This window comes from Streptomyces sp. Je 1-369, from assembly GCF_026810505.1.
In the GTDB taxonomy this organism is placed as follows: Bacteria; Actinomycetota; Actinomycetes; order Streptomycetales; family Streptomycetaceae; genus Streptomyces.
The window spans coordinates 986806-1010653 of record NZ_CP101750.1 but is presented as its reverse complement, the minus strand read 5'-3'; the positions used below and the strand labels follow the sequence as shown (position 1 = coordinate 1010653).

The window sequence follows — 23848 nt, the reverse complement described above, 5'->3', positions numbered from 1 at the left end:
CGGCTCAGGTGCGGGAGAACACGCCGATGCCGTTCGGTACCGGACGCTCGATGCCCCCGCTGGGGTTGTTGCGGACCGTGACGGCTTCGGCGCCCGGGAGCCGCGCCACCAGCGTGGACGTCGCGGAGACCAGGGTGGAGGAGCCGCCGCCGTCCAGGCTGAAGCCGTCCCGCGCGCCCAGCTCCTGAAGGGTCCGCGCCATCTCGGCGATCGTCAGGCCCGTACGGAACTCGGGGGACCCGTCGAGGGAAAGGAGCAGCAGGCGACGGCCGCCGTCGGCGATCCCCGCGGCCGTCCGCACCGCCGACGCGGTCCCGTCGAGGCCGGGCAGCGGCTCGCCACCACGGAGCACCGGGTAGCCGCCGAGGGCGAAGCGCAGAGGCATGCGGGACTCGGCCGCGACCAGGCGGTGCTTGACGTGCACCCAGTCGCCCGCCGACAGCTTCCGCAGCTCCTGCGCGCCCGCCTCGCGGCCCACCAGGACCGTGGTGCCGCGGGCGATCGGACCGGTGCCCGGCGTGTCGGCCGAGGCCACCACGCGTCCGCCGCGGACCGTCACCTCGTGGGTGTCCGTGCTGCACGGCGCGCCGCGGCTCGTGTCGGTGCCGCAGGTCGCGCGCACCCGCGACACGGAGCCCCAGTCGCTGGTGAACGCGCCCACGGAACCCACCGGCAGCGCGTACTGGTTGAGGCCGCCCAGCGGAAGGCGGGCGTCCCGGGTGCGGAGGTGCCCGTCGAGGGCGAGGCTGTCCAGGCGGGCCCTGCGGTCGTACCCGACGCCGAGGACGGCCTCGGTGGTCACGCCCGGCGGCATCGCGGGCCCGAAGCGCTGCCCGTTCGGCACGGCGCCCTTGAGCGCGTGGCCAGCCGCGATCGCAGGACCGACGGGTGCGCCGGTCGCCTCGACGCCGGGGTGCTGCGTCTCGGAGATGTTGAAGAAGTCGCCGTTGATGCCGCCGACGGCACCGGCGCCGTCCGCGAGCGCGGAGACGGGCGCACGCGCGGCGACCTTGCCCGGATACAGCAGGCCGACACTGGTGCGCGGGTCGCGCAGATCCACGTCGAGCACGTGCACGCGGGCGGCCCCGTGGGATCCCGCCACGTCGAAGTATCGATACTCCACCCCCGGCGCCACCGGGCCGGACGCGTGCGCGACACCCCCCGAAGCGGCACCGGCCGGCGCCGCTCCCGTGAGAGCGGCACCGGCCAGCATGCCGAGCGTCGTGGCAAGTGTCAGGGCCGTTCTGAACCGTCCACCGCGTTGCTTCTGGCGAGTCACAGATCCCCCTGGTTTTCGACCGGGCAGCGAACCAACTGTCGCAGCAGCCAGAGGAGTTCACCAGATCCCGGTGGCTACGTCCCGACCAGCCGGGAACGGATCAGGAAACGTACGCCTTCCGGGGCCTCCAGCGAGAAGCCGCTGCCGCGCCCCGGCACGACGTCCACGATCAGCCGGGTGTGGCTCCACAGCTCGTACTGGCTCTTCGACATCCAGAACGCTACGGGCTCGGCCACCCCTTCGACCGTCAGCGACGCGAGGTGGACGTCGGATTGGCCGGTACGGAACTCGCCGTCCGGGTAGCACATGGGGGCGCTGCCGTCGCAGCAGCCGCCGGACTGATGGAACATCAGCGGCCCGTGCACCTCCCGCAACTTCCGCAGGAGCAGGGCGGCGGCGGGCGTGAGCTGCACACGAGGGGAGTCGTTCCCGGTGTCCTTCGTCTCATGACGGTCCATGGCGGGACCCTGCCCGCCGACACGTTGCAACAGGGTTGCGGGGCCGGAACCGGAGACCGCTGTTCGGAGCAATCGTGGGATGGTCGGGTCGTGTCGCCCGGGGAGCGGCGGCGCACGGGTGAAGCTGGTGCGATGCGTTGGCTCCTCCCGGCGATCGCCGCCCTGTCGTTGGCCGTCCCCGCGTCGTACGCGGCGCCTCCCGGACCCGCCCAGGGTCCCGCGTGCCGCTCCGGCACCGCCCCCTACCAGCGCGAACTGGAGCGGGAGCTGCGGCTGCCCGTCGACGGACGGCAGTCCGCCGCCGACTGCGCGGCCATCCGGCGGCTCCAGCAGCGCCTCGGTGTCCGCCCCGCGGAAGGCAGGGCCACCCTGCGGACGTACCGCTTCCTCGTCGCGGACAAGGTCCGGCGCAGCCCCGCGCAGCGGCGGGCCTGCCCCGTGAAGCCGTACCGGATCACCTGCGTGGACCTGACCCGGCAGATCCTGTGGGCGCAGAGCGGACGCGGGCTGGTCTTCGACCCGGTGCCGGTGCGCAGCGGCCGCGACGGCCTGGAGACCCGCCGCGGCTGGCAGCGGATCTACTGGAAGCACCGCGACCACTACTCGACGATCTACCGCGTCCCCATGCCGTACGCGCAGTTCTTCAACGGCGGACAGGCCCTGCACGGCACCCGCTCGGACCTCTTCTCGTCCGGCTCGGGCGGCTGCGTCAACCTGGCCGTCGGTGACGCCCGGCGCCTCTACGACCTGCTCCAGAAGGGCGACCGGATCTACCTCTGGGGAACGAAGCCGGGCACGGGCGGCTGACGCCGCCCGCGCCCGGCACACGGACCATCAGAGGGTCACTTGCCCTTCTTGCCTCCGCCTCGCTGGTTGGTGAGCGTCACCGTGACGTCCTTGGCGGGCTTGGTCACCTTGTGCGGGCCGCTGACCTTCTTCGCGGGCATGACGTAGCCGTCGGGAACGGCGGTCTCCCTGAGGTAGTACGAGCCGGGCGTGAGGCCCTGGAACGCGCACCGCCCGCGGCCGTCCGTGGCGCAGCCCCGGTCGGCGAGGGTGTCCCGGCGCGCGCCCGACGTCTGGAGACCGGGCGTCCCGTTGCTCTCGCGCCAGAGCTGGAAGACGGCGCCCGGCAGCGGCCTGCCCGTCTTCTTGTCCTTCTTGACGACCGTGAGGGAGCCGTGGACGTCGGGCTGCCGCTCCTTGCGGTTCAGTGCCTCGACGGAGGCCCCGAGCGCGACGTCGGACTCGGTGAGGGTGAGGGGCCCGAAGGCGGCCGGGTCCGGCAGGTCGTACCCGTCGGGCGCTTTGGTCTCCACCCAGTAGTACGTGCCGGCCGTGACGGTCCTGCGGCAGGCACCGGACGAGTTCGTCGTGCAGGGCGATCCCTTGGCGGTGTCCGGGTCCGCGCCGCCGCGCTGGAGGCCGGGTTCGCCGTTCGTCTCGTGCCAGAGCTGGAAGACGGCGCCGGGCAGCGGCTTCCCCGTGTCCTGGTCCTTCTTGACGACGGAGACCAGGCCCTCCTTGACGGACGGTTCGTCCTTCTTCCTGTTCGTGGCCGGGACGGAGACGCCCTCGGAGGCGTTCGCCTCGGTCAGCTCCACCGGTCCGAAGACGTTCGGGTCGGGTCGCTCGTACCCCTTCGGCGCCTTGGTCTCGCGCCAGTAGTACGTGCCGAGCGGCACGGTCCGCGCGCACTCGCCCTGCGCCTCGGTGACGCAGGGGTCGCCGACCTTCGTGTCCGGGTCGTCGCCGCCGGTCTGCAGGCCGTCGTCGCCGTTGGACTCGCGCCACAGTTCGAACTCGGCGCCCTTGAGGGGCTTGCCGCCGTCGTCGTCGGTCTTGACGACCTTGACCTCGCCGGTGGCGGGCGCGGTGGCGCAGTCGGGCAGGTCGCCGAGGAAGGGGTAGTTGTGGAACTCCTGGCCGCCGCCGCCCGACGCCGAGCTGGTGTGGGTGAGCGAGCCCGTGGTGAAGAAGCGGCCGTTCATGCCCGGCACGCTGACCGTGGTCGTCGAGCCCTGGTTGCCGACCAGGACGCTGCCCTGGAACTGCCCGGTGCCCTTGACCTCCACCGAGGTGGCGTCGGGGAAGTTCCACAGCAGGCGGCTGCGCAACTTGTTGAGCTGGCTGCTGTCGTCGATGGTGCCGCTGTACGTGTTGATGGTGCGCTTGGTGCCGAGGATGTTGACCAGGATCGTGGCGCCGTCCGGGATGCCCTCGAAACGGATGCCCTCCTGGCCGCCGCTGCCGCCCATCAGGTCGAAGTCGACGTTGAAGACCTGGAGCATGGAGGTGTTGTCGCCGCGGAACAGGGTCTCGCCGCCCGCGTGGGTGGCCGTTCCGGTGGGGGTGCGTGTGCCGCCGTCGGGGTGCGCGTAGCACTGGCTGGCGGCGGTCAGCTCGTCGCGCAGCGGGATGTACGGCTCGGCGGCGTCACGGTCCTTGCGCTTCGTGGCGAGGATCGTGCCGTCGGCGTCCTTGGCGTACCGCACGACACCGTCCTCGGCGAGGAGCCGCTCTCCGCCGGCGACGGTGACGCTGCCGCCCGCGGTGAGCCAGTCGGCGCCCTTGGGCGGCGCCACCCGGGAGCCGACGCCGGCCTCGCCGACGTTGTAGATGCTGCTGGCGCCGGCCGCCTTGTCCTGGTCGAAGTCGCCGAGGACGACGACGCGCCCTTCGGCTTCCGCGGCCTTCTCGCGGACGAGGAAGTCCCCGCCCACGTAGATGTTGATGCCGTTGTCGCGGTACTTGATCCCCCCGTTGTTGGTCGGCGGGTAGTCGCCGTCGGGGCAGTTGCCCGGCACGCACGGACCGAGGCCGCCGGGCAGGGGCTTCGCGGCGGCCTCGGCGACAGGCACGGCCGACAGGCTCGTCCCCGCCACGATGCCGAGGAGGCAGAGATACCTCGTCCCGGTCCGGACGAGGGAAGGAAAGGTCACGTGCACATCAGCTCCCACAGGGTCATAGAGACGTGGGGAGGCTCGCACGATTGACGCCGGGGACCGTTCAACCGATCCGCGCTTCATAAGAAGAGCACTGCAAAGGACGAGCGTTGCGCCGTCCGTGTGGCGTCGACTCCGTGCCTCCACGAGGATGGCCCCCTCGAAGGGCGTGGCCCCTCTCGCGGGGGCGTCCGTGGAGCGGAGGCGGCGCGATGGGATCACATGCTGCGGCCGGACGGCGGCGTCGGCGGCCGGTCGTGTTCGGCGCGCTCGGCGCGACGCTGCTGGGGATCCTGCTGTGCGTTCCGAGCGCGGGGGGCGTGCCGGTGTCGGCGGATGCCTGCCGCGGCGCGGGCAGCACGCTGCCGGTCGGCGACTGCGGGCCGTTCTGGCAGGTCCTCGCCGAGGACTTCAACGGCGACCGGGTACCGCTCGGCGCCTTCCGCGACTGCGACCACCACACCGACACCTCCGCGGCGTACTGCGCGGGGCTCAAGGGTTCGTACCGGGACAACTGGTGGGCGTACCCGACCGGCTGGCCCGACACGGCCCACGACCGGGACCGCGACGTCGTCGGCGTCTACCACCCGGAGGACACGGTGAGCGTGGGACCTGCGGCGGACGGCGACGGCCGGATGCGCATCCGCATGTGGCGGCCCGCCGACGGAGGGCCCGTCCACGCGTCGGCGGTGGTACCACGCGCGGTCATGCAGATGAAGTACGGCAAGTACAGCGCCCGCATCAAGGTGACCGAGCAGGCCCCCGGCTACAAGTCGGCCTGGCTGCACTACGGCGGCGGCTGCGAGATGGACCACCCGGAGGGCGAGTGGACCGGCTCCCTCACCGCCTTCCACCACCCCTGCGGCGGAGGCGAGCAGGGCTCCTACCCCGGCGCCGACACCTGGACCGCGTGGCACACCGTCTCCACCGAGTGGACGCCAGGACATGTCCGGTTCTTCGTCGACGGACGCGAGACCGGACACGACACGCGCGGCGTCCCCGACCGCCCGCTCTCCTGGGTCCTGCAGAACGAGAGCGCCTTGGAAGGACCGGGGGCCGCGCCGGGCAGCAGCGCGCAGCTGGAGATCACCTGGGTGGCGGCGTACGCGTACGGATGGAAGTGACGCCGGAAGGAAGCGACGCCGGATGGAAGTGACGCTTCCGGCAACTGCGAGCACACGCTCCGGAAGCAGGTCGTGAATGCCGTACAACCCTGGCGCCCCATCCCGTGTCGAACAGGGCGCCGGACAAGGAACGGGCCCTTTCCGGACACCCCCCGCGCCTGCCCGGCCACCTTCCTTCACAGGAGCCGCTCGTGCGCAAGAACCGTTCGGCCGCCCTCGCCGCGGCATCGTTCCTTCTGCTGACCGGGGCCGGTATCGCCGCCGCCCCCTCCGCCTTCGCCGGCACCCCTGGGGGTACCCGCGCCGACGACCGCAACAGTGACTTCAACGGCGACGGATACGAGGACGTCCTGGTCGGCGCCCCGGGTGCCACGGTGAGCGGCGCCAAGGGCGCAGGGCTCGTCACCATCCAGTACGGCTCCACCGGAGGCATCAACACCAGCGACGTCGCCAGATTCAGCCAGTCGACGTCCGGTGTCTCCGGTGCCGCCGAGGCGGGCGACAACTTCGGCAAGGCCGTCGCCACCGGCGACCTCGACGGCGACGGCTACGACGACGCGGTCATCGGCATCCCGGGGGAGGACCTCGACGCCGGGGCGGACGCCGGTGGCGTCGCCGTCCTGTGGGGCTCGAAGTCGGGGCTCACCGGCTCCGCGAGCAGCTGGCTGCAGAGCCAGAGCGCCGCCGCGGGCCAGCAGTTCGGCCTCGGCCTGGCCGCGGCGCACTTCACCGCGGACACCCCCGGCGACCTCCTCGCCGTCCTCGACCGGGACAACCTGGACCTCTTCGTGTACGACCCCGCGCCGCAGGCACGGGGAGAGGCGCCGCTGCGCCGTCAGGCCACCGAGCGGCTCGGCAGGTCGGCCGCCACGAGCGCGATCGTCTCCAAGTCGCTGACCACCGGCGACTACGACAAGAACGGCTACGCCGACCTCGTGGCCTCCGGCACCACCGACGGGGACGAGCCCGGTCACGGCTGGTCCGTGCAGTTCGCGGGCGGCGCCGACGGCCTGACGTACAAGAACGACCTGCGCGGCGGCCCGGTCGCGGCCTCCGGCGACATCAACAACGACGGCTACGACGACCTCGTGACCGGCGAGCCCGCGTCCCCGGACGACGGTGGCGAGACGATGACCGGCGGCCTGGTCGGCGTGCGCTACGGAACGGAGGACGGCCTCGTGAACGAGGCCAAGTGGTGGACGCAGGACGCCGAGGGTGTGCCCGGTGTCGCCGAGCCGGGGGACGGCTGGGGCGCCGACCTGTCGGTCGCGGACACCAACGGCGACGGCTATGCCGACGTCGCGATCGGCGCGCCGGGCGAGGACATCGGGACGGTCGCCGACGCGGGGGCCGTCTGGGTGCTTCGCGGCTCGGAGAACGGGATGACGGCGAGCGGCGCGAAGTCGTTCGACCAGAACTCCGCGGACGTTCCCGGTGATGCCGAGAAGGGCGACAAGTGGGGCGCGCAGGTGCGGCTCACCGACCCGAACCGCGACGGGCGCTTCGGGCTCCTGGCGGCCGCGCCCGGCGAGAACACCGGGGACGGCGTGGTGTGGGTCCTGTCCGCGAACTCCGGCGGGGTCACCGCCGCCGGGTCCTGGACGTACGGCGCGGGCTCGCTGGGGGCACCGGCGGCGGACGCGGCGTTCGGCGCGGCGATCGACGAGTAGCAGCGCGTAACAGCGCGTAACAGCGGGTTCCTGAGGCAGGTAACTCCTGGCCGGGCTCACCAGAGGCGTCACCGCGTGCGGTGGCGCCTCTTTCGTTTTGGTCCGGTCCAACTACCCGTCGGTAGGCCCGAGTTGAGCTGCGGGATCTTTGCCGAATCCACATATGACGGGCGAGTGAACTGGGGGTAAATGTCGCCTTTTTGCCCCTCAAGGCGCCCAATTCAATTGTTGACACGGAGAGTTGGTCTAGTCCATTTTGGTGATCCGGCGTGGAGATCTGCCGCCGGAGATGAGCACCGATCCTTGGAGCACCACATGGCAGCGAGTGACCGCTACCTCCATCGAGCCCCTTCCGACGTCCCGTACTTCAGCTCGGACGCCGACACGTACCTGGCGCAGACCCAGCTGCGCGACCTCGAGAAGACCCGCCCCCTGCGAGTCCTCTCCGAGGAGGACTTCGCCCACTGGCAGACGTACGGCTACATAGTCGTGAAGCAGGCGATCCCCCGTGAGGCCGCCAAGGACCTCCTCGACTTCGCCTGGGAGTTCCAGGGCCTGGACCGCGGCCGCCCCGAGACCTGGTACGAGGACCGCGAGTTCCGCTCCGACCTCGACCGCGAACTGCACGTCTACGGCTTCGTCGAGGCCTACCACCACCAGCTGATCTGGGACAGCCGCCAGGCGCAGCGGGTCTACGACGCCTTCGTCGACGTCTGGGACTGCGAGGAGCTCTGGGTCACCCTGGACCGCCTCAACCTCAACCCGCCCAACGTCAAGAACCGCTCCCGCTCCCTGATCGCGCCCACCGAGCGCGGCTTCGACATCAACCTCCACTGGGACGTCGACACCACCCTCGGCGTGCTGCCCCAGCGCGTGCAGGGCATCATCGCCCTCGACGACACCCGCGAGGACCACGGCGGTTTCCAGTGCTGCCCCGAACTGTTCCGGCGGTTCGACCGGTGGAAGGCGCTCCAGCCCGACGGCCGCGACCCCATCCGCCCCGCGATCGACCGCGACGAGATGCCCGTCGTCCGGCCCGAGCTGGAGGCCGGTGACCTGCTGATCTGGAACGGCCTGCTGGCCCACGGCGTCGCCCCCAACACGTCGAAGGACGGCGTCCGGGCGGTCCAGTACCTCTCGATGATGCCCGCCCTGGAGTCCCACGAGGAACTGCGCCGCTCCCGCATCGACTCCTGGTCCAACCTGAGCACCCCGGAGTGGAACGCCACGCTGCTCGGCGACGCGGACAAGCCCGAAGCCCTGCGCTACGGCACCGCCGCCCTCAACGACCTGGGCGCCAAGCTGCTCGGCCTCAAGTCCTGGAACGGGGAAGCCGCATGCGACGCATCTGCCTGACCCTTCCCACCAACCGGTCCTGCCCCGAGACCATCGCGGCGATCGGCGAGGAAGCCGCGTACGCGGCGGCGCACTTCGACGTCGAGGCGCACCTGCTGATCCTGGACTCCTCCGACACCGCCACGTTCGCCGACCACACCCGGGCCGTCGCCGCACTCCCCGACCTGCCCCACGTCGTCGTGCACCACCTCGACGAGGCGGCGCAGCGCGACTTCCTGCGCGACGTGATCGAGCGGGCCGAGGTCGCCAAGCCCGAGCTGACGCTCGACCTGATGCTCCCGGACCGCCTCTCCTACGGCGCCTGCACCAACCGCGCCTTCCTCATCGCCCGTGCGCTCGGCTGCGAGTCCGTCCACCGCAGGGACTCCGACAGCCGCTACCAGAGCATCGACGGCGAGCCCGTCTTCCCCGTCCACCACGAGCTCATGTCGCTCGGCAAGCCCGCCCGGGAGGCGGCGCACGGCGTTACGGAGAGCGCTCTCGAACCGCGCCACGCCGACCGGCGCGTGGCGATGGTGGGCAGCTCCTTCGTCGGGGAACTCTCCGTGGACATCGGCGACATCCAGCGCACCGACCCGGACGTGTACTACGACGTGGTCAGCCTCTGGGCGCCCGAGCACTGGTCCGACACGGAGAAGCGGGCGCTGGTCGACGAGTCCTTCCGGGGCGCGGGCACCGACCCGTTCGAGCGCGACCACGCACTGCTCGGCCTCGTCGACCCGATGCGTGTCGACATGTGCAACATCAGCTTCCACGACGTGCACGAGCGCGTGCCGCTGCCGCCCGCGACCGACACCATCGGCAGCGACTACTTCCTCATCCACCTGGTCCACGACGCCGCCCTGCCCGGCGTCCTGCACAACCGGAACATCGTCAACTACTACACCGGGGAGCGCAGGACCGACGCCGGCTTCCTCGCGTACCAGACGCGCTACGCGAAGTTCCTCCTGTCGATGCTCTACTTCAACCACATCTACGACCGCATGACCGAGGCCGGCGAGGAGCTGCTCGACGAGCAGGGCCACGTGCGCCCGACCGTCGTCGCCGAGTTCGCCCGGCAGAGCACCGCACTCGACCAGGCGGAGAACGTCCGGCGCCTCGATCGCCTCGACGCCGCCCACCGCAGGCTCGGCGGCCGGTACACGGCCGTCGCCGACCACCTGGCCGCCCACCGCGAACGCCTCCTCGACGAGGCACGCGGCGACATCGAGGACTTCGCCCTGCTCACCGAGGCATGGCAGCCGCTGATGCGCGCCGCCCAGGACATCGGCCCGCTCCAGGCGACGGGAACCCCCGCGTGAGCACCATGACGACGACGTACGAACCCGACAGCGCCTCACTCCTCGACGCCCTCGCGGCCGCCGCCGAGGACCAGATCGTCTTCGACCTCCCCGGCATCGAGGAGGGGTACGACACCCTCCTGCGCGAACTCCCCGGTGTCGCCGTCCGCTTCGCCATGAAGGCCTGCCCGGTCGACGAGGTCCTCGCCCTCCTCGCACGGCGCGGCTCCGGCGTGGACGCGGCGAGCCCCATCGAGGTGGAGCAGGCGCTGCGGGCGGGCGTGCCCCTCGGCCGGGTGCACTACGGCAACACCGTGAAGTCCGACCGGAACATCGCCGACGCGTTCCGGCTCGGCATCAGGGACTTCGCGACCGACAGTCTGGAGGACGTGCGGGCGGTCGCCGAACACGCCCCGGGCAGCCGCGTGTTCTGCCGCCTCGCCACCACCGGCGAGGGCGCGCTCTGGGGACTCAGCAACAAGTACGGCTGCTCGCCCGAGGACGCCCTCGCGATCCTGGAGACGGCACGCGACCTGGGGCTCACACCCGCGGGCCTCTCCGTGCACGTCGGGTCGCAGCAGATGACCGCCGACGCCTGGAACGGCGCGTTCGACCGCATCGCCGACGTGCTGACCGCACTCACGGCCCGCGGCATCGCCCTCGACCACGTCAACCTCGGCGGAGGCCTGCCCGCGCTCGGCTACCGCGACAAGCACGGCACGACCCTCGAACCGCCGATGGACAAGATCTTCACCGTCATCCGCGAGGGCATGGCACGCCTGGGCGCGCTCCCCGGGCACGACCTGGGCTTCGTCATCGAACCGGGCCGCTACCTCATCGCCGACCACGGCGCCATCCGCGCCCACGTCTCCCGGCTCTCCGCGCGCCGCAGGCCAGACGGCGAGCGTCAGTACTGGCTGTACCTGAGCTGCGGCAAGTTCAACGGCCTCTACGAAATGGACCAGCTGCAGTACCGGCTCGTCTTCCCCTCGCACCGCGACGCCGAATCCGTCCCCGCCGTCGTCGCGGGACCCACCTGCGACAGCGACGACGCCTACTCGCACGAGGACGGCCTCGTGCCGGTGCCCAAGACCCTCGCCTCGGGCGACCCGGTCTGGGTGATGTCCTGCGGCGCGTACGCCACGAGCTACATGACGCAGGGCTTCAACGGCTTCAGCCCGCTCCCGTACACCTGGATCGACGGCGAGGCGGCATGACCGAGGCCGTACGCATACGCCGCATCGCCGACGGCGACTGGCCCGGCATCGTGGCACTGGAGTCCCGCGCCTACGCGCCCCTCGGCCTCTCCGAGGGGAGGGAGGCGCTGGAGTCCCGGGCCGGTGCGTCGCCCGGGACGTGCTTCGCACTGGACCTCGGACGGCAGCTGGCGGGCTACCTGCTGGCCCTGCCGTACCCGGAGTCCGCGTACCCGGAGCTGGACGGACCCGAGCGCGGGCCGACGCTCGCCTCGCGCAACCTGCACCTGCACGACATCGTCGTCGCGGAACACCTGCGGCACCGGGGTCTTGCCCGGCACCTCCTGCGCCACCTCATGGCGACGGCCCGCGCGCACGGCTACGAGCAGATCTCCCTGGTCGCCGTCGGCGGCAGCGAGACGTTCTGGGCGGGCCGGGGCTTCACCGCACACGCGGGCCCGCCACCGTCCGGCTACGGCCCGACGGCCGTCTACATGTCGAGAACCACACGGCCGGCGACCGTACCGGCGAGAGAACCGGAGAAGTGGGCTGATGCGGGTGCTCCGCGTGCGTGATCCTTTCCATCGGAGCCAGCTGGCGATCGCGGCACTGTTCTGCTCGCTCGGCTTCCAGTACGCGACCTGGGCGTCGCGCATCCCGGCCATCAAGGAGGACCTCGACCTGTCAGCGGCCGAGGTCGGCGTGCTCCTCATGGCCGCGGGTATCGGCGCCGCCGTGTCGTTCCCGCTCGTCGCCGTCCTGATGCGGCGCCTCGGCTCGCAGCGCCTCGCGCTCCTTTCGGCGCTCTGTCTGGCGCTGCTGCTCCTCGCGCTGGCCGGAGCACCCAACTATCCCGTGGCGCTGCTCGTCATGTGCGTCGACGGCGTCCTCGTGGGCTGTCTGAACGTCGCCATGAACGCGCAGGGGGCCGAGCTGGAGAAGCGGTACGAGCGCAACGCCATGGCCCGCCTGCACGCGACGTTCAGCGGCGGTTCGCTGCTCGCCGCGCTGCTCGCCTCCGGCATGAACGCGGTGACCTCGGCGGTCGCCGCGCACTTCGGGGCGGCCGCGCTCTTCCTGCTCCTGCTGGTGGTCTGCGCCCGCTCGGGACTCCTGACGGAGCGGGAGACGGCCGGCGCCGCGGCGCCGGAGAAGAAGAAGTCCAAGTGGACGGTGCCGTCCCGGGTGACGCTGTGGATGTGCGTCGCCATGGCGTTCGGCACCGTCACCGAGGGTGCCATGAACGACTGGTCGGCGCTCTATCTGGAGGACGTGGCCGAGGCGTCCGCCGAGCTGGCGCCGCTGGGCATCGCCGTCGTCTCCGGAATGATGCTGGTCGCCCGCCTCTTCGCCGACGGATGGCGCAGCCGCTGGGGCGACGGGCGCGTCGTCCTGACCGGGAGCGTGCTGGCAGGGTCGGGTCTCGCGCTCGCCCTGCTGAGCGGGGGCCTGGTGCCCGCGCTGCTCGGCTTCGCCTGTGTCGGCCTCGGCATCGCGGCCGTCACCCCGTGCGTCTACGTGGCCGCGGCCGGGCAGGGCTCGGACTCGCTGACGCTGGTGGCGGCCATGGGGACGACGGGTCTGCTGGCGGGACCGCCGCTCATCGGTTTCATCGCCCACGCCAGCAGTCTGGTGTGGGGTCTGGCCGCCGTCGCCGCCTCCGCGCTGGTCGTCTCGGCGTGCAGCACACGGATCCGCTGGCCGGCCACGACCGGCTGACCTGCATGGTTCTACGGCTTCAACGGCTCTGTCCAATCTCTTACTTACTCGAGGGTAGGCGTACCCGACCCCGTTGTTATACGTTCTGTCTAACAACGGGGTCGCGGCCTGCCGTGTGACGAGGCGCCGTGCCCGCTGCCTGGACGTCGTCGGAGTCGACGCGTCACCGAGCCAAGGAGCCGCAGCATGGCAAGCAGCACTGTTCGGCCGAGCACACAGGGCAGTTCTCCGGAGGGCGACGTCGCCCGGCGGCTGTTGGACTCGGCCGCTGTGCTGGCGTACGACCCGGCCGTCGAAGTCGACTGGGACACCCCCCTCGACCGCGACTGCCACGGCGCCAGCCCGGAGTGGAGCACGCTCTACGGCACCGCCTACTGGCGGGAGATGACCGAGGGGCAGCGCAAGGAGCTGACCCGGCAGGAGGCCGCCTCGGTGGCCAGCACGGGCATCTGGTTCGAGATGATCCTGCAGCAGATGGTGCTGCGCGACGTCTACGCCAAGGACCCGACGAGCACCGAGGTGCAGTGGGCGCTCACCGAGATCGCCGAGGAGTGCCGCCACTCCATCATGTTCGCCCGCGGCGCCGAGAAGCTCGGCGCCCCCGCCTACCGGCCGCGCCGCTGGGCGACCGAACTCGGCAGGGTCTTCAAGTCCGTCGCCTTCGGTGAGGCCGCGTACGCCGCGATCCTCGTCGCCGAGGAAGTCCTCGACGTGATGCAGCGCGACTGGATGCGGGACGAGCGCGTCGTGCCGTTCGTCCGCACCATCAACAACATTCATGTCGTCGAGGAGTCGCGGCACATGAAGTTCGCCCGCGACCAGACGCGCAAGCAGCTCGCGGGCGCGGGCCGCGTACGCCGCGAGATCAACTCCCTCATCATCGCCATCGCGTCGTACGTCATCGTCACCAGCATGGTGAACCGCAAGGTGTACGCGAACGCCGGGCTCGACGAGGAGCGCGCCATCGCCGAGGCGAAGGCCAACGAACACCACAAGTCCATGATGCGGTCCAGCTGTTCGGGCCTCATGGAGTTCCTCGCGTCGTGCGGCCTGCTCACCAAGCCGGCCCTGGTCTTCTACAAGCGCGCCCACCTCATCTGAGGCGTCCCGAGCCGATCCGACCCGAGCTGAGCCGACGAACATGACCTACGCCATCACCCAGACCTGTTGCAACGACGCCACCTGCGTGGCCGTGTGCCCGGTCAACTGCATCCACCCCACGCCGGAGGAGCGGGCGTTCGGCAGCACGGAGATGCTGCACATCGACCCGAAGACGTGCATCTCCTGCGGCGCCTGCGCCGACGCGTGCCCCGTCGACGCGATCTTCCCGGTGGACACCCTGCCCCTCGCGCAGAAGGAGTACGCCGCGATCAACGCGGCCTACTACGACGACGCGACGGCGGACGCCGCACCCGATCCCGGCCCCGGCAGTCCCAACTTCCATGCCTGGGGCGAGCCGTCCTTCCCCCGCGTCCTGCCCGCGGACTTCGCGCCGCTGAAGGTCGCCGTCGTCGGCACCGGTCCCGCCGGGATGTACGCCGTGCAGGACCTGCTGCTGCACACCAGCGCCGAGGTCACCCTCATCGACCGGCTCCCGGTCGCGGGCGGACTCGTGCGCTACGGCGTCGCGCCCGACCACCCCGCGACCAAGAAGGTCGGCGAGACCTTCGCCCGCTTCCACGCGCACCCGCGGGTACGGATGCACCTCGGCCTCGACGTGGGCACCGACGTCACCCCGGAGGAGATCGCGGCCCACCACGACGCGGTCGTCTACGCCGTGGGCGCCTCGGCCGACCGGCGCCTTTCGATCCCCGGCGAGGAGCTGCCCGGCAGCATCTCCGCGACCGCGTTCGTCGCCTGGTACAACGCCCACCCCGACGCGGAGCCGGACGGCATCGACCTGTCGGCGGAGCGTGCCGTCGTCGTCGGCAACGGCAACGTGGCCCTGGACGTCGCCCGCATCCTGCTCGCCGACCCCGACACCCTCGCCCGCACCGACATCGCCGACCACGCGCTGCGCGCCCTGCGCGGCAGCAAGGTCCGCGAGGTCGTCCTGCTCGCCCGGCGCGGCCCCGAGCACGCCGCGTACACCAGGTCCGAACTCCTGGCACTCAAGCACCTGCCGGGCGTGGACCTGGTCGTCGACGACCACGACCCGCGCGTCGCGGACGCCATCGACGCCGCGGACGCGAGGGACAAGGCGGCGGCCCTGCGGGGCGTCACGCGCGTACGGCCCGACTGGGAACGACAGCCGGAGCCCGGCCGCCGCATCGTGCTGCGCTTCCACTGCGAACCCGTCGAACTCCTCGGCACGGAACGGGTCGACGCGGTGCGTGTGGCGACGGCCGCGGGGGAGGAGCCGATCCCGGCGGGCCTGCTCCTGCGCGCCATCGGCTACCGCGGCACGCCCGTCGCCGGACTGCCCTTCGACGAGACCGGCGGCACCGTGCCCCACGAGGGCGGCCGGGTGGAGGGACGCCCCGGCACCTACGTCGTGGGCTGGATCAAGCGCGGCCCCAGCGGCGGCATCGGCGCCAACCGCACCTGCGCCGCAGAAACGGTCACCACCCTCCTCGCCGACGCGGTCGCGGGCGCGCTGCCCGCCCCGCAACACGCCACGAAGGCCTTCCACCGGCTGGCGCGCCGCCGCAACCGCCAGGTGGTCGACGCGCGCGGACTCGCCGCCATCGAGCGGGCCGAGGTGACCAGGGGCGCGAGCGCGGGCCGCCCCCGCGTCAAGATCGCCACGGTCGCCGAACTCGTCTCCACGGCACGGTCGGGCAGGGCGGGCATCCTGCGCTGACCGGCACGCGCGGGCTCAGTCCACTGCGGACGTCCCGTCGACCTCGTAGGCCTCGAGCCCCGGGGTCGCGAGGAGTTCGGCGACACACCGCGCGGAGCCTCCGACGTACGTGCTGACGAGGCCGACGTCACCGCCCACGCACCAGGCGCGGTCCTCGGGCCACCACAGGTCGGGGAGTTCGGGCACGCCGTCGATGAAGCCGGGCGCGGGCGAGTCGGCGTCGTCGAGGGGGCCGGAGAGCAGGATCTCCTCGCGGCCCGGCGTGTCGAAGACGGGCACGCCGTCCCATTCGATGTGCCCGTAACCGGCCCACAGTCCGTACCAACAGCGGTCGGGAGTCCCGGTGTGCCGCGCCAGGACGGGGATCATGGTCCGGGCCACGTCGCCCGGCGTCGGCCCTTCGTGCGGGTGCTCGTCCCAGACGCCGGGGACGGCGGGGGTGTCGTCGTTGCGGTAGAGGAGGCGGTCCTCGGCGCCGATCAGCTCGTGCCAGCGCGTCGCCGCACCGACCGTCGCGCCGTACGAGGCGGCGGCCCGGTCCCATCGCACCGGTGCGGTGCCGAGCCGGGCGGGGTGCAGGATCCGCGCGTATGCCGCGAAGCCGGGGGCGCACACGGCTGCCACCGTCCCGAACCCGTCGGCGGCCGAGGGGCGTTGCCCGAGCCAGTGGGCGGGGGACAGATCGTGGCGCTCGACGCGGAGGCGGCCGTAGGTGTGCGGGGGCGGAAGGCGGTCGACGAACATGGTCACAGTGTCGCCTACGCGAGAAGGCCCCGGCCTCCGTGACGGAGGCCGGGGCCTTCTTTCGCGAGCGCTGGGCAGGCCTTGCACCTGCATCTCCCCACAGGAAGTGGGGCGCCTTTCCTTGGACCACCAACGCGCGGGCCCTGCGCCGTTGTTCCGGCGTCGAGCACATGATCGACTGTACCCCATGGACCGGGCGGAAGAGAAACGCGCGGTTGTGCCGCCGTGCGGGGCTCAGACGCGGGCGTCGAGCAGTGTGCCCATCCACTCCTCGACGCCCTCGACCGTGCGCGGCAGCGCGCCCGACATCAGGCGGGCGCCCTCCGCCGTCACGACCAGGTCGTCCTCGATCCGGACGCCGATGCCGCGCAGCTCGGCGGGGAGTGTCCCGTCGTCGGGCTGGAGGTAGAGACCGGGCTCCACGGTGAGGACCTGGCCCTCCTCCAGGACACCGTCCAGATAGGTTTCGGCGCGTGCCTTGGCGCAGTCGTGCACATCGAGCCCGAGCATGTGGCCGCTGCCGCACAGGGTGTAGCGGCGGTGCAGGTCGCCCCGCGCGTCCTTGAGGACGCCCCACTCGGCAAGGCCCTCCGCGACGACCCGCATGGCGGCCCGGTGGAAGTCCCGGAAGCGCGCACCGGGACGCAGCGCCGCCATCCCCGCGTCCTGCGCGGCGAGCACCAGCTCGTACACCTGGCGCTGGACGGGGGAGAAGCGGCCGGAGAGCGGCAGGGTGCGGGTGATGTCGGCGGTGTAGAGCGTGTCGGTCTCCACGCCCGCGTCCAGGAGCAGCAGCTCGTCACGGTCGAGGCGTCCGTCGTTGCGGATCCAGTGGAGCACGCAGGCATGGGCTCCGGAGGCCGCGATGGTCTCGTAGCCGGTGCCGTTGCCCTCGGCGCGGGCGCGCAGGCCGAACACCCCCTCGATCCAGCGCTCCCCGCGCGGATGCGTGAGCGCGCGCGGCAGCGCACGGACCACGTCCTCGAACCCGGCGGTGGTGTGGTCGACGGCCAGCTGCAACTGCTCGACCTCCCAGGCGTCCTTGACGAGCCGCAACTCGGAGAGCGCGGCGGCCAGTTCGGGATCGGAGGCGGCGTCGCGGCCCGTCGGTGTCCCCAGGGAGTCCAGGTGGGCGCAGCGGATGCCGGTGAGCCGTTCCGCCTCGGCGAGGTCGGGGCGGCGGCCCACCCAGAACTCGCCGTAGCGCCGGTCCCGGTAGAACTCCTCGTCGCCGTCGACACGCGGTGAACGCGGCCGCAGATGGAGCACCGCCTCGTGCCCGTGCGGCCCCGAAGGCTCCATGACCAGCACGCCGCCGGCCTGGTCCTCACCGGTCAGGCCGGTCAGCCAGGCGTACGCGCTGTGCGGCCGGAAGCGGTGGTCGCAGTCGTTCGACCGGACCGTGAGCTCGCCCGCGGGCACGATCAGCCGTTCTCCGGGGAAGCGGGCGGACAGCCGCGCCCGGCGGGCCGGGGTGACGGCGTGCGCGGGCACCCGGTCGGAGTCGGGCAGGGCGGACGGGCCCCAGGCCTCCGCCATGAAGCGGGAGAGCTCGGCGGAGGCGGGCAGGTCGTGGCTGCCGGTGTGGAGCGGGGCGGCGGACTGCGGCATGCCGGATACGGTCACGAGGACTCCCTGGGGACGACGCACGGACGGGCAGGCGGACGGACGGCGGCGCGGAGGCCGGTCAGTAAAATGTCACATTACTATGGCACGGCCCGTCGGGAATCCGTCGTGCGGCATCAAATGCTGCGCAGCTGACACCAGTTGGAGCGTCCGGCACCAGTCGGTGTGTCCGGTCTTCAGCCTTCCGTGCTGTGCGCCAGCGCCGCGATCTCCGTCAGGGACAGTTCGAGCACCTCGTGGAGGAACCGCACGACCGTCCAGTGCGGCAGGGCGTCCTCGTCGTACGGACCGAACGCGGCGGTGTAGAGGGGAATCCAGCGCAGCGCCTCCTCCGCCGCCGTCTCGCGCCCCGGCTCCTGCTGGTAGGCGTCGTACGACACGCTCCGGTGGTGGATGAAGTGGCCTCCGGGCAACCGCTGTTCGCACAGTTCCCGGTACTCCCGGGTCTGCAGGATCAGGTAGTGCCAGATCTCGTCGATGTCCTGCTCGACGGGGAGGAAGAGACCGGCGAGGCGGTCGGGGTGGCGGGAGACCAGGTACAGGTAGCGGAGGCATTCGCGGACCTGGTGGGTGACGTACGCGGGCTCCGGGGCGTCGGGCTTCGCGGCGAAGTGCCGTACGACCTCGGCGTGCAGGTCGGCGCCGAGCAGCTCTTCGGCGGTGGGGGCGTGCGATACGGAAGTCTGCATGAGGGCTCCGGTCCGGTGGGTCGGCGGCGCGGCCGCGGTCATTGAGGCGGTCACTTCGGCGCGGCCAGCCAGGCGTACTTGCCGGAGCGCCCGATCGGCACGTGGTCACGGTGCTCCACGTGGCAGGAGCGCCCGGTCAACGCCGCGACGGATGTGGCCAGTTCGGCGGCCTCGTCGGGTGTGAACGGCTTCCCGTCGAACGTCGTGCACCACAGCTCGCTCCGGCCCTCGCCGGTGAGGTGCAGCTGATGCAGGAAGACGCGGGGCGAGGCCGCGGTGACCCGGGTGTCCAGGTCGGCCTGGGCCACGGGGCCCTCGGGCGTGGCGAGCAGCTCCTTCTCACGGCCGCAGAAGGAGACGATCCGCTCCGGGTCCGCGCTGCCGTCGGCGGTGCGGACGCAGTCGCCGGAGCGGTAGCGGACCAGCGGCATGTACGGGTTGCGGACGCTGGTGACGATCAGGCTGTGGATGCCGCTGCCCGGCTCCACCGGAATCAGCTCCACGCTCATGTCGTGGAGGTAGGGGCGGTAGCGCCCTTCGCCCTCGCTGTAGAAGAGGTAGCCGAGTTCCGTACTGCCGAAGAGGTCGACGATGGGGCAGTCGAAGTGGGTGCGCAGATACGCCCGTACGTTCAGCGGCGTGTACTCGTAGGCGTGGATGATCCCGGCCGGGCGCGGGAAACGGTCCCACAGGTCCCACTCGGTGACCTTCCGGGCCAGGTGCGCCAGGTGGTAGCTCGAGCAGTCCAGGAGGTACGCGCCCGTGGGGTGCGCGGCGCTCACCTCGCGGATCTCGGCGAGCATCCGCTCGACCTCGGCACGGTCCCAACCGGCGGGGTGCAGCTGCCGGTTGAGGTACAGCGTGCGGTGGTCCAGCCAGCGTTCACCGGGCGTCGCGCCCGGCTTGCGGGCGTTGACGCGGGCGACGTGCTCGGTGGCGAGGACGGTGGTCAGCGAGATCCGCCGTGCCTCCGCGTGCCAGAGGGCGCCGAGTTCGGGGTGCTCGCTCCACAGGCGGTAGTAGGAGCGGAGCAGGAAGTACGGCGGCCGGATGAGCTGCATACGGGCGTGGTTGGTCCCGGTGGACAGCACGAACTCGGCGTCGCCCGTCTCCAGGGCCCGCTCCAGTTCGGGGGTCATCCAGTTGGCGGGGAAGTCCCGGGCGATCTCCGGCTTCTCCAGGACAGGGAAGTCGCCGCGCTCGACGGACGCGCGGTACAGGGGGATGTCCCGGACCTTGTCCAGGACGTCGGCGCTCGGCAGGCGGTTCAAAGGGGCTCCGGTGCTGGGCGGGATGGGGCCGGACGGGGTGGGCCGGACGGGGTGGAGGGTGCGGCCGGTGCGGCGGGATGGCCGGCGGGGCGGGGGCGGTGACCGCGGCTCGCGCCGCCGTCGTCACCGCCACCGCCCGCCGGTTCGGCGCGACTAGGAGATGCAGCCGGTCTTGCCGGTGGCGCTGATGCAGCCGCTCTTCGGCGTCGCGCTGATGCAGCCTTCCTTCGCGCCCGCGCCCTGGGCCGAGTTGACCGCGACCCACTTCTGCCAGACGGACTCCTGCGTCATGCGCTTGATGAGCTGTTCCACGGTGAAAACCTCCATGGCTGTTCGGCACGGCGTGCCGAGGGGATGGGTGGGACACCGGGGGCCGGACCGCATGTGCGGGACCCGGCTCCCGGAGCAGGGGGAAACAGTGAGCGGCAGGTGGCGGGAGAGGGCTCTCAGGCCTTCGCCTTGGCCTTGTCCTCGGCCTGGACCTCGGCCTTGGCCGCAGTCTTGTCCGTGGCCTCGGCCACCGGAAGCGTCTTCATCCGGACGGCTTCCGTGCCGCTGTCGTTGTGCCGCAGCGCCCAGTTCTCCAGCGTCGTGCGGCAGGCGTGGTCCAGATGGCGCACGGCCGTCAGGTCCAGCTCGATGGGGCGGTCCTGCGGCATGGCCTCCAGGGTCTCCAGGATGCGGGGGAGCCGCAGGAACGTGGCGTTGCCGGTGATGGTCACCACCATCCGCCCGTCGGTGAGCTCCCGTACGTCCAGGTGGACATGGGAGGTGTCCCAGGCGGACTTGGCCACCGCGAGCACCAGGCCGAGGATGACGCCCTCGAACATGTTGGTGACCACGATGGCGATCGCCGTGACGGAGAGGACGACGGCCTCGCCGCGGTGGGCGCGGGCGAGCGGCACGATGTCCTTGACGGGGATCAGCTTGCAGCCCGCGTGCACCAGGACGCCGGCGAGCGCCGCGAGGGGGATGATGCCGAGCGCGGCAGGCAGGAGCACCGCGAACAGCAGCAGCCACGCGCCGTGCAGGATCCGCGAGAGCGGGGTGCGCGCCCCGGCCTGTACGTTGGCGGAGCTGCGGACGATCACCGCGGTCATCGGCAGCGCGCCGAGCATGCCGCACACCGTGTTGCCGACGCCCTGGGCGACGAGCTCCTTGTCGTAGTGCGTGCGGGGACCGTCGTGCATGCGGTCCACCGCGGCCGCGCTGAACAGCGACTCGGCCGACGCGATCAGTGTGAACGCGAGGACGGTGCCGAGCACCGCAACGCTGCCGAGCTCCGCGAAGTCGCCGAAGCCGGGCGGCTGGATGGCGTCGACCATGCCGCGCACCGACACGTTCGCCACGTCGAGGTCGAATCCGGCGGTGACGGCCGTGGCGAGGGCCACGGCGGCCAGCGGGGCGGGTACCACACGAGCCGCGGGGGGCAGCTTCGGCCACAGCACGAGGACGGCGATCGTGCCGAGTCCGACGGCCGCGGCGGTCAGCGCCGTGGTGTCCCCGACCGTGTCGGCGAGCAGCCCCGGCAGACCGGTGATCTTGTCCATGCCGGAGAGGGGCTGCTTGGCCCCGGCCATGGTGTAGAGCTGGCCGAAGATCAGCACGAGGCCGATGCCGGCCAGCATGCCCTGGACGACGGAGACCGATATCGCACGGAACCACCGGCCGCAGCGGAGCAGGCCGAGGCCGATCTGGAGCGCGCCGGTGAGCAGCACGATCGCGCCGAGCATGCTCAGCCCGAACTCGCGCACGGCTTCGAAGACGAGCACGGTGAGACCGGCGGCCGGGCCGCTCACCTGGAGGGCGCTGCCCGGCAGACAGCCGACGACGAGGCCGCCGACGATGCCGGTGACCAGGCCGAGTTCGGCAGGTACGCCGGAGGCGACCGCCACGCCGACGCACAGCGGCAGGGCGACGAGGAAGACGACGAGCGAGGCGAGGATGTCCCGCCGCAGCACGCCCGGTTCGCGCAGGGCGCCGAAGGGCGAACGCAGGGAGGAGGAGAGGGAAGGGGGAGAGGAGGGCATGAGGGTGGGGGTCCTGTCGTGGGAGCGGGCCGGTCAGCGAGGAACGGCGGTGCTCACAGCGGACTGAACGAGGGCCGGCCGGTGTCCGACGGCCGGTGTGTGCTGACGGTGCCCGTGTGCACTTCGTAGTACCAGGCGTGCAGTGTCAGGGAGTTGTCGGCGATGCGCTCGCGCACACAGGGGTACGCGTGGAGCCTCTCCACCTGCGCCAGTACGTGGGTCTGGACGGCCTCCGCCACGTCGGGCGAGGTCGCCGCCAGTGAACGCAGGGTGGCGTCGGGGCCGACGGAGTGCTCGAGCCAGTCGCGAACGGCCGGTACGGCCGACAGGTCTTCGCGCCGCACGAGCGCGCCGACGGCGCCGCAGTGGGAGTGTCCGCAGACGACGATGTCGCGGACGCCGAGTACGCACACCGCGTACTCGATGGTGGCGGCCTCACTCATGGGGCCTGCGGCGCGGCCGTCGATGCCGGCCTCGGGGTAGGGCGGGACGACATTGCCCGCCGTACGGAGTTCGAAGAGCTCGCCCGGCCGGGCCCCGGTGATCAGGGCCGGGACGACGCGCGAGTCGGAGCAGGTGATGAACAGGGCTTCGGGTGACTGTCCGGCTTCGAGAGCCCGGAAGGCCGCTGCGTTGTGGGGATCCGCCACGTGTGTCGTGGCGAACGAACGGGCGTTGTCGATCAGTGACTTCAAGGTGGCCTGCCTCCTGCGTCGCTCCGGCGGGCCGGGGACGCGGTGTGGTCGGGTCGATGGTGACGGGCGGGGCGGCACTGGCCCGCTGTGACGGTGGGCGCCTGCCGCCCCGGAACAGCCTGGACGGCCGTCGTGACCATCACTTTGCCATCGCATTACCGTGAGGTGACAGGGCAAAATTCTGCCAAAGATTGAGTAATTAACGCCCCTGAGCTGGGAATTGGTCCAGTAATCAACCGTTGGGTAAAGATCGCGGTGGAGAATGTGTGGGCGGTGTGAAGCACTTCTGTTCGCGCTGCGTTGCAGTCGCACCGAAAGGGGGTGATCGGTCCGGCCGCCGCGCATAGGCTGGCTGACGCCGTCCAACCGAGCCGTGAACCTGAATGATCGGAGAGTGGGAGAGCATGCCGGACACCTCGTTCCAGGGGCAGATCGTCGACACGGAGCCCGCGCCGCACGTGTTCCTCGTCGTCGGCATTCCGGGGTCGGGAAAGAGCTCCGTGTCGGACGCGCTCGCCCGCAGGTACCCCCTCGGCGCGCACATCGAGGGCGACCACCTCCAGGACCTGATCGTCTCGGGCAACCACCTCCCGAAGCCGGAGGAAGACCTCGAAGCGGACCGCCAACTGCTCCTGCGCGCACGCAACGCGGCGGTCCTCGCCCGCAGCTTCCACGCCGCGGGTGTCGTCCCGGTCATCGACGACGTGGTCGTGCGCCGCGCGCACCTGGAGTTCTACCGGGAGCACCTGAAGGACCTGCCGCTGCGCCTGATCGTGCTGGCCCCGTCCATCGACGTCGTCACCCGGCGGCTCACCGCGCGGGACAAGGTCCTCGCCGACGACTGGACGTTCCTGGACGAGGCGGTGCGCGGCGAACTCCGCGGCGAGGGCGAGTGGTTCGACAGCTCCGGGCTGACCCTGGACGAGACGGTCGACGCCATCCTGGCGAACTGAAGGGACGGGC

The 23848-nt window shown here is 71.6% G+C and carries 21 protein-coding genes; 11 read left to right on the top strand and 10 right to left on the bottom strand.

Annotation, left to right across the window (positions count from 1 at the left end; translation table 11 throughout):
* Positions 1 to 4 precede the first annotated feature (4 nt).
* Both NOO62_RS04375 and NOO62_RS04370 read right to left on the bottom strand, forming a co-directional pair.
* A complete protein-coding gene (locus tag NOO62_RS04375) occupies positions 5 to 1213 on the bottom strand; it encodes a phosphodiester glycosidase family protein (RefSeq protein WP_414930970.1) in 1209 nt (402 codons plus the stop codon).
* A 140-nt stretch (positions 1214 to 1353) separates the two neighbouring features.
* Positions 1354 to 1737, bottom strand: a complete 384-nt coding sequence (locus NOO62_RS04370) for a DUF779 domain-containing protein (RefSeq protein WP_268769565.1) — start codon at positions 1735 to 1737, stop codon at positions 1354 to 1356.
* Positions 1738 to 1869: 132 nt separating this feature from the next.
* On the opposite strand from NOO62_RS04370, the gene NOO62_RS04365 reads away from it, so the two are divergent.
* On the top strand, positions 1870 to 2544 hold the full coding sequence (locus tag NOO62_RS04365) for a L,D-transpeptidase (RefSeq protein WP_268769564.1): 675 nt from the start codon (positions 1870 to 1872) through the stop codon (positions 2542 to 2544).
* A gap of 35 nt (positions 2545 to 2579) precedes the next feature.
* Here the strand turns inward: NOO62_RS04365 and NOO62_RS04360 are convergent, their stop codons facing one another.
* Positions 2580 to 4679: a choice-of-anchor A family protein gene (locus tag NOO62_RS04360; protein ID WP_268769563.1), complete on the bottom strand. Its 2100-nt coding sequence runs from the start codon at positions 4677 to 4679 to the stop codon at positions 2580 to 2582.
* A 215-nt stretch (positions 4680 to 4894) separates the two neighbouring features.
* Between NOO62_RS04360 and NOO62_RS04355 the strand changes: the two genes are divergently transcribed.
* The 9 genes from NOO62_RS04355 (at position 4895) to NOO62_RS04315 (ending at position 15830) form a co-directional block, all read left to right on the top strand.
* Positions 4895 to 5806: a glycoside hydrolase family 16 protein gene (locus NOO62_RS04355; RefSeq protein WP_268769562.1), complete on the top strand. Its 912-nt coding sequence runs from the start codon at positions 4895 to 4897 to the stop codon at positions 5804 to 5806.
* Between the two features lie 191 nt (positions 5807 to 5997).
* Positions 5998 to 7476, top strand: coding sequence for an esterase (locus tag NOO62_RS04350; protein ID WP_268769561.1), 1479 nt, complete (start codon positions 5998 to 6000; stop codon positions 7474 to 7476).
* A 315-nt stretch (positions 7477 to 7791) separates the two neighbouring features.
* A complete protein-coding gene (locus NOO62_RS04345) occupies positions 7792 to 8832 on the top strand; it encodes a phytanoyl-CoA dioxygenase family protein (protein WP_268769560.1) in 1041 nt (346 codons plus the stop codon).
* Positions 8814 to 10133, top strand: coding sequence for a DUF6271 family protein (locus NOO62_RS04340; protein WP_268769559.1), 1320 nt, complete (start codon positions 8814 to 8816; stop codon positions 10131 to 10133). The genes NOO62_RS04345 and NOO62_RS04340 overlap by 19 nt, the downstream gene beginning before the upstream one ends.
* Before the next feature lie 5 nt (positions 10134 to 10138).
* Positions 10139 to 11329 carry a type III PLP-dependent enzyme gene (locus NOO62_RS04335; protein ID WP_268775465.1) on the top strand — a complete coding sequence of 397 codons (1191 nt, stop codon included), beginning with the start codon at positions 10139 to 10141 and terminating at the stop codon, positions 11327 to 11329.
* Positions 11326 to 11883, top strand: a complete 558-nt coding sequence (locus NOO62_RS04330) for a GNAT family N-acetyltransferase (RefSeq protein ID WP_268769558.1) — start codon at positions 11326 to 11328, stop codon at positions 11881 to 11883. The genes NOO62_RS04335 and NOO62_RS04330 overlap by 4 nt, the downstream gene beginning before the upstream one ends.
* Positions 11867 to 13027 carry an MFS transporter gene (locus NOO62_RS04325; RefSeq protein ID WP_268775464.1) on the top strand — a complete coding sequence of 387 codons (1161 nt, stop codon included), beginning with the start codon at positions 11867 to 11869 and terminating at the stop codon, positions 13025 to 13027. Before NOO62_RS04330 ends, NOO62_RS04325 begins: the two co-directional genes overlap by 17 nt.
* Positions 13028 to 13213: 186 nt before the next feature.
* The gene (locus tag NOO62_RS04320) at positions 13214 to 14128 is read left to right on the top strand and encodes an AurF N-oxygenase family protein (protein ID WP_268769557.1); all 915 of its coding nucleotides are present in this window, start codon (positions 13214 to 13216) and stop codon (positions 14126 to 14128) included.
* 40 nt (positions 14129 to 14168) lie between these two features.
* Complete coding sequence (locus NOO62_RS04315) at positions 14169 to 15830, top strand: FAD-dependent oxidoreductase (RefSeq protein WP_268769556.1); 1662 nt, start codon at positions 14169 to 14171, stop codon at positions 15828 to 15830.
* A 15-nt stretch (positions 15831 to 15845) separates the two neighbouring features.
* On the opposite strand, the gene NOO62_RS04310 is transcribed toward NOO62_RS04315, so the two are convergent.
* The 7 genes from NOO62_RS04310 to NOO62_RS04280 form a co-directional block, all read right to left on the bottom strand.
* Positions 15846 to 16574, bottom strand: coding sequence for a hypothetical protein (locus NOO62_RS04310; protein ID WP_268769555.1), 729 nt, complete (start codon positions 16572 to 16574; stop codon positions 15846 to 15848).
* Positions 16575 to 16808: 234 nt separating this feature from the next.
* Entirely contained in the window at positions 16809 to 18185 is a 1377-nt protein-coding gene (locus NOO62_RS04305) for an aminopeptidase P family protein (RefSeq protein WP_268775463.1), read from the bottom strand.
* Between the two features lie 191 nt (positions 18186 to 18376).
* The gene (locus tag NOO62_RS04300) at positions 18377 to 18889 is read right to left on the bottom strand and encodes a hypothetical protein (RefSeq protein ID WP_268769554.1); all 513 of its coding nucleotides are present in this window, start codon (positions 18887 to 18889) and stop codon (positions 18377 to 18379) included.
* 50 nt (positions 18890 to 18939) lie between these two features.
* A complete protein-coding gene (locus NOO62_RS04295) occupies positions 18940 to 20160 on the bottom strand; it encodes a hypothetical protein (protein ID WP_268769553.1) in 1221 nt (406 codons plus the stop codon).
* A gap of 153 nt (positions 20161 to 20313) precedes the next feature.
* Positions 20314 to 20487, bottom strand: coding sequence for a hypothetical protein (locus NOO62_RS04290; RefSeq protein WP_268775972.1), 174 nt, complete (start codon positions 20485 to 20487; stop codon positions 20314 to 20316).
* 119 nt (positions 20488 to 20606) lie between these two features.
* Positions 20607 to 22190 (bottom strand): SulP family inorganic anion transporter, encoded by a 1584-nt coding sequence (locus NOO62_RS04285; RefSeq protein ID WP_268769552.1) that lies wholly within the window; start codon positions 22188 to 22190, stop codon positions 20607 to 20609.
* A gap of 53 nt (positions 22191 to 22243) precedes the next feature.
* Positions 22244 to 22885, bottom strand: coding sequence for a carbonic anhydrase (locus NOO62_RS04280; RefSeq protein WP_414930761.1), 642 nt, complete (start codon positions 22883 to 22885; stop codon positions 22244 to 22246).
* 404 nt (positions 22886 to 23289) lie between these two features.
* Between NOO62_RS04280 and NOO62_RS04275 the strand changes: the two genes are divergently transcribed.
* The gene (locus tag NOO62_RS04275) at positions 23290 to 23838 is read left to right on the top strand and encodes an AAA family ATPase (RefSeq protein ID WP_268769551.1); all 549 of its coding nucleotides are present in this window, start codon (positions 23290 to 23292) and stop codon (positions 23836 to 23838) included.
* Positions 23839 to 23848: the final 10 nt, after the last annotated feature.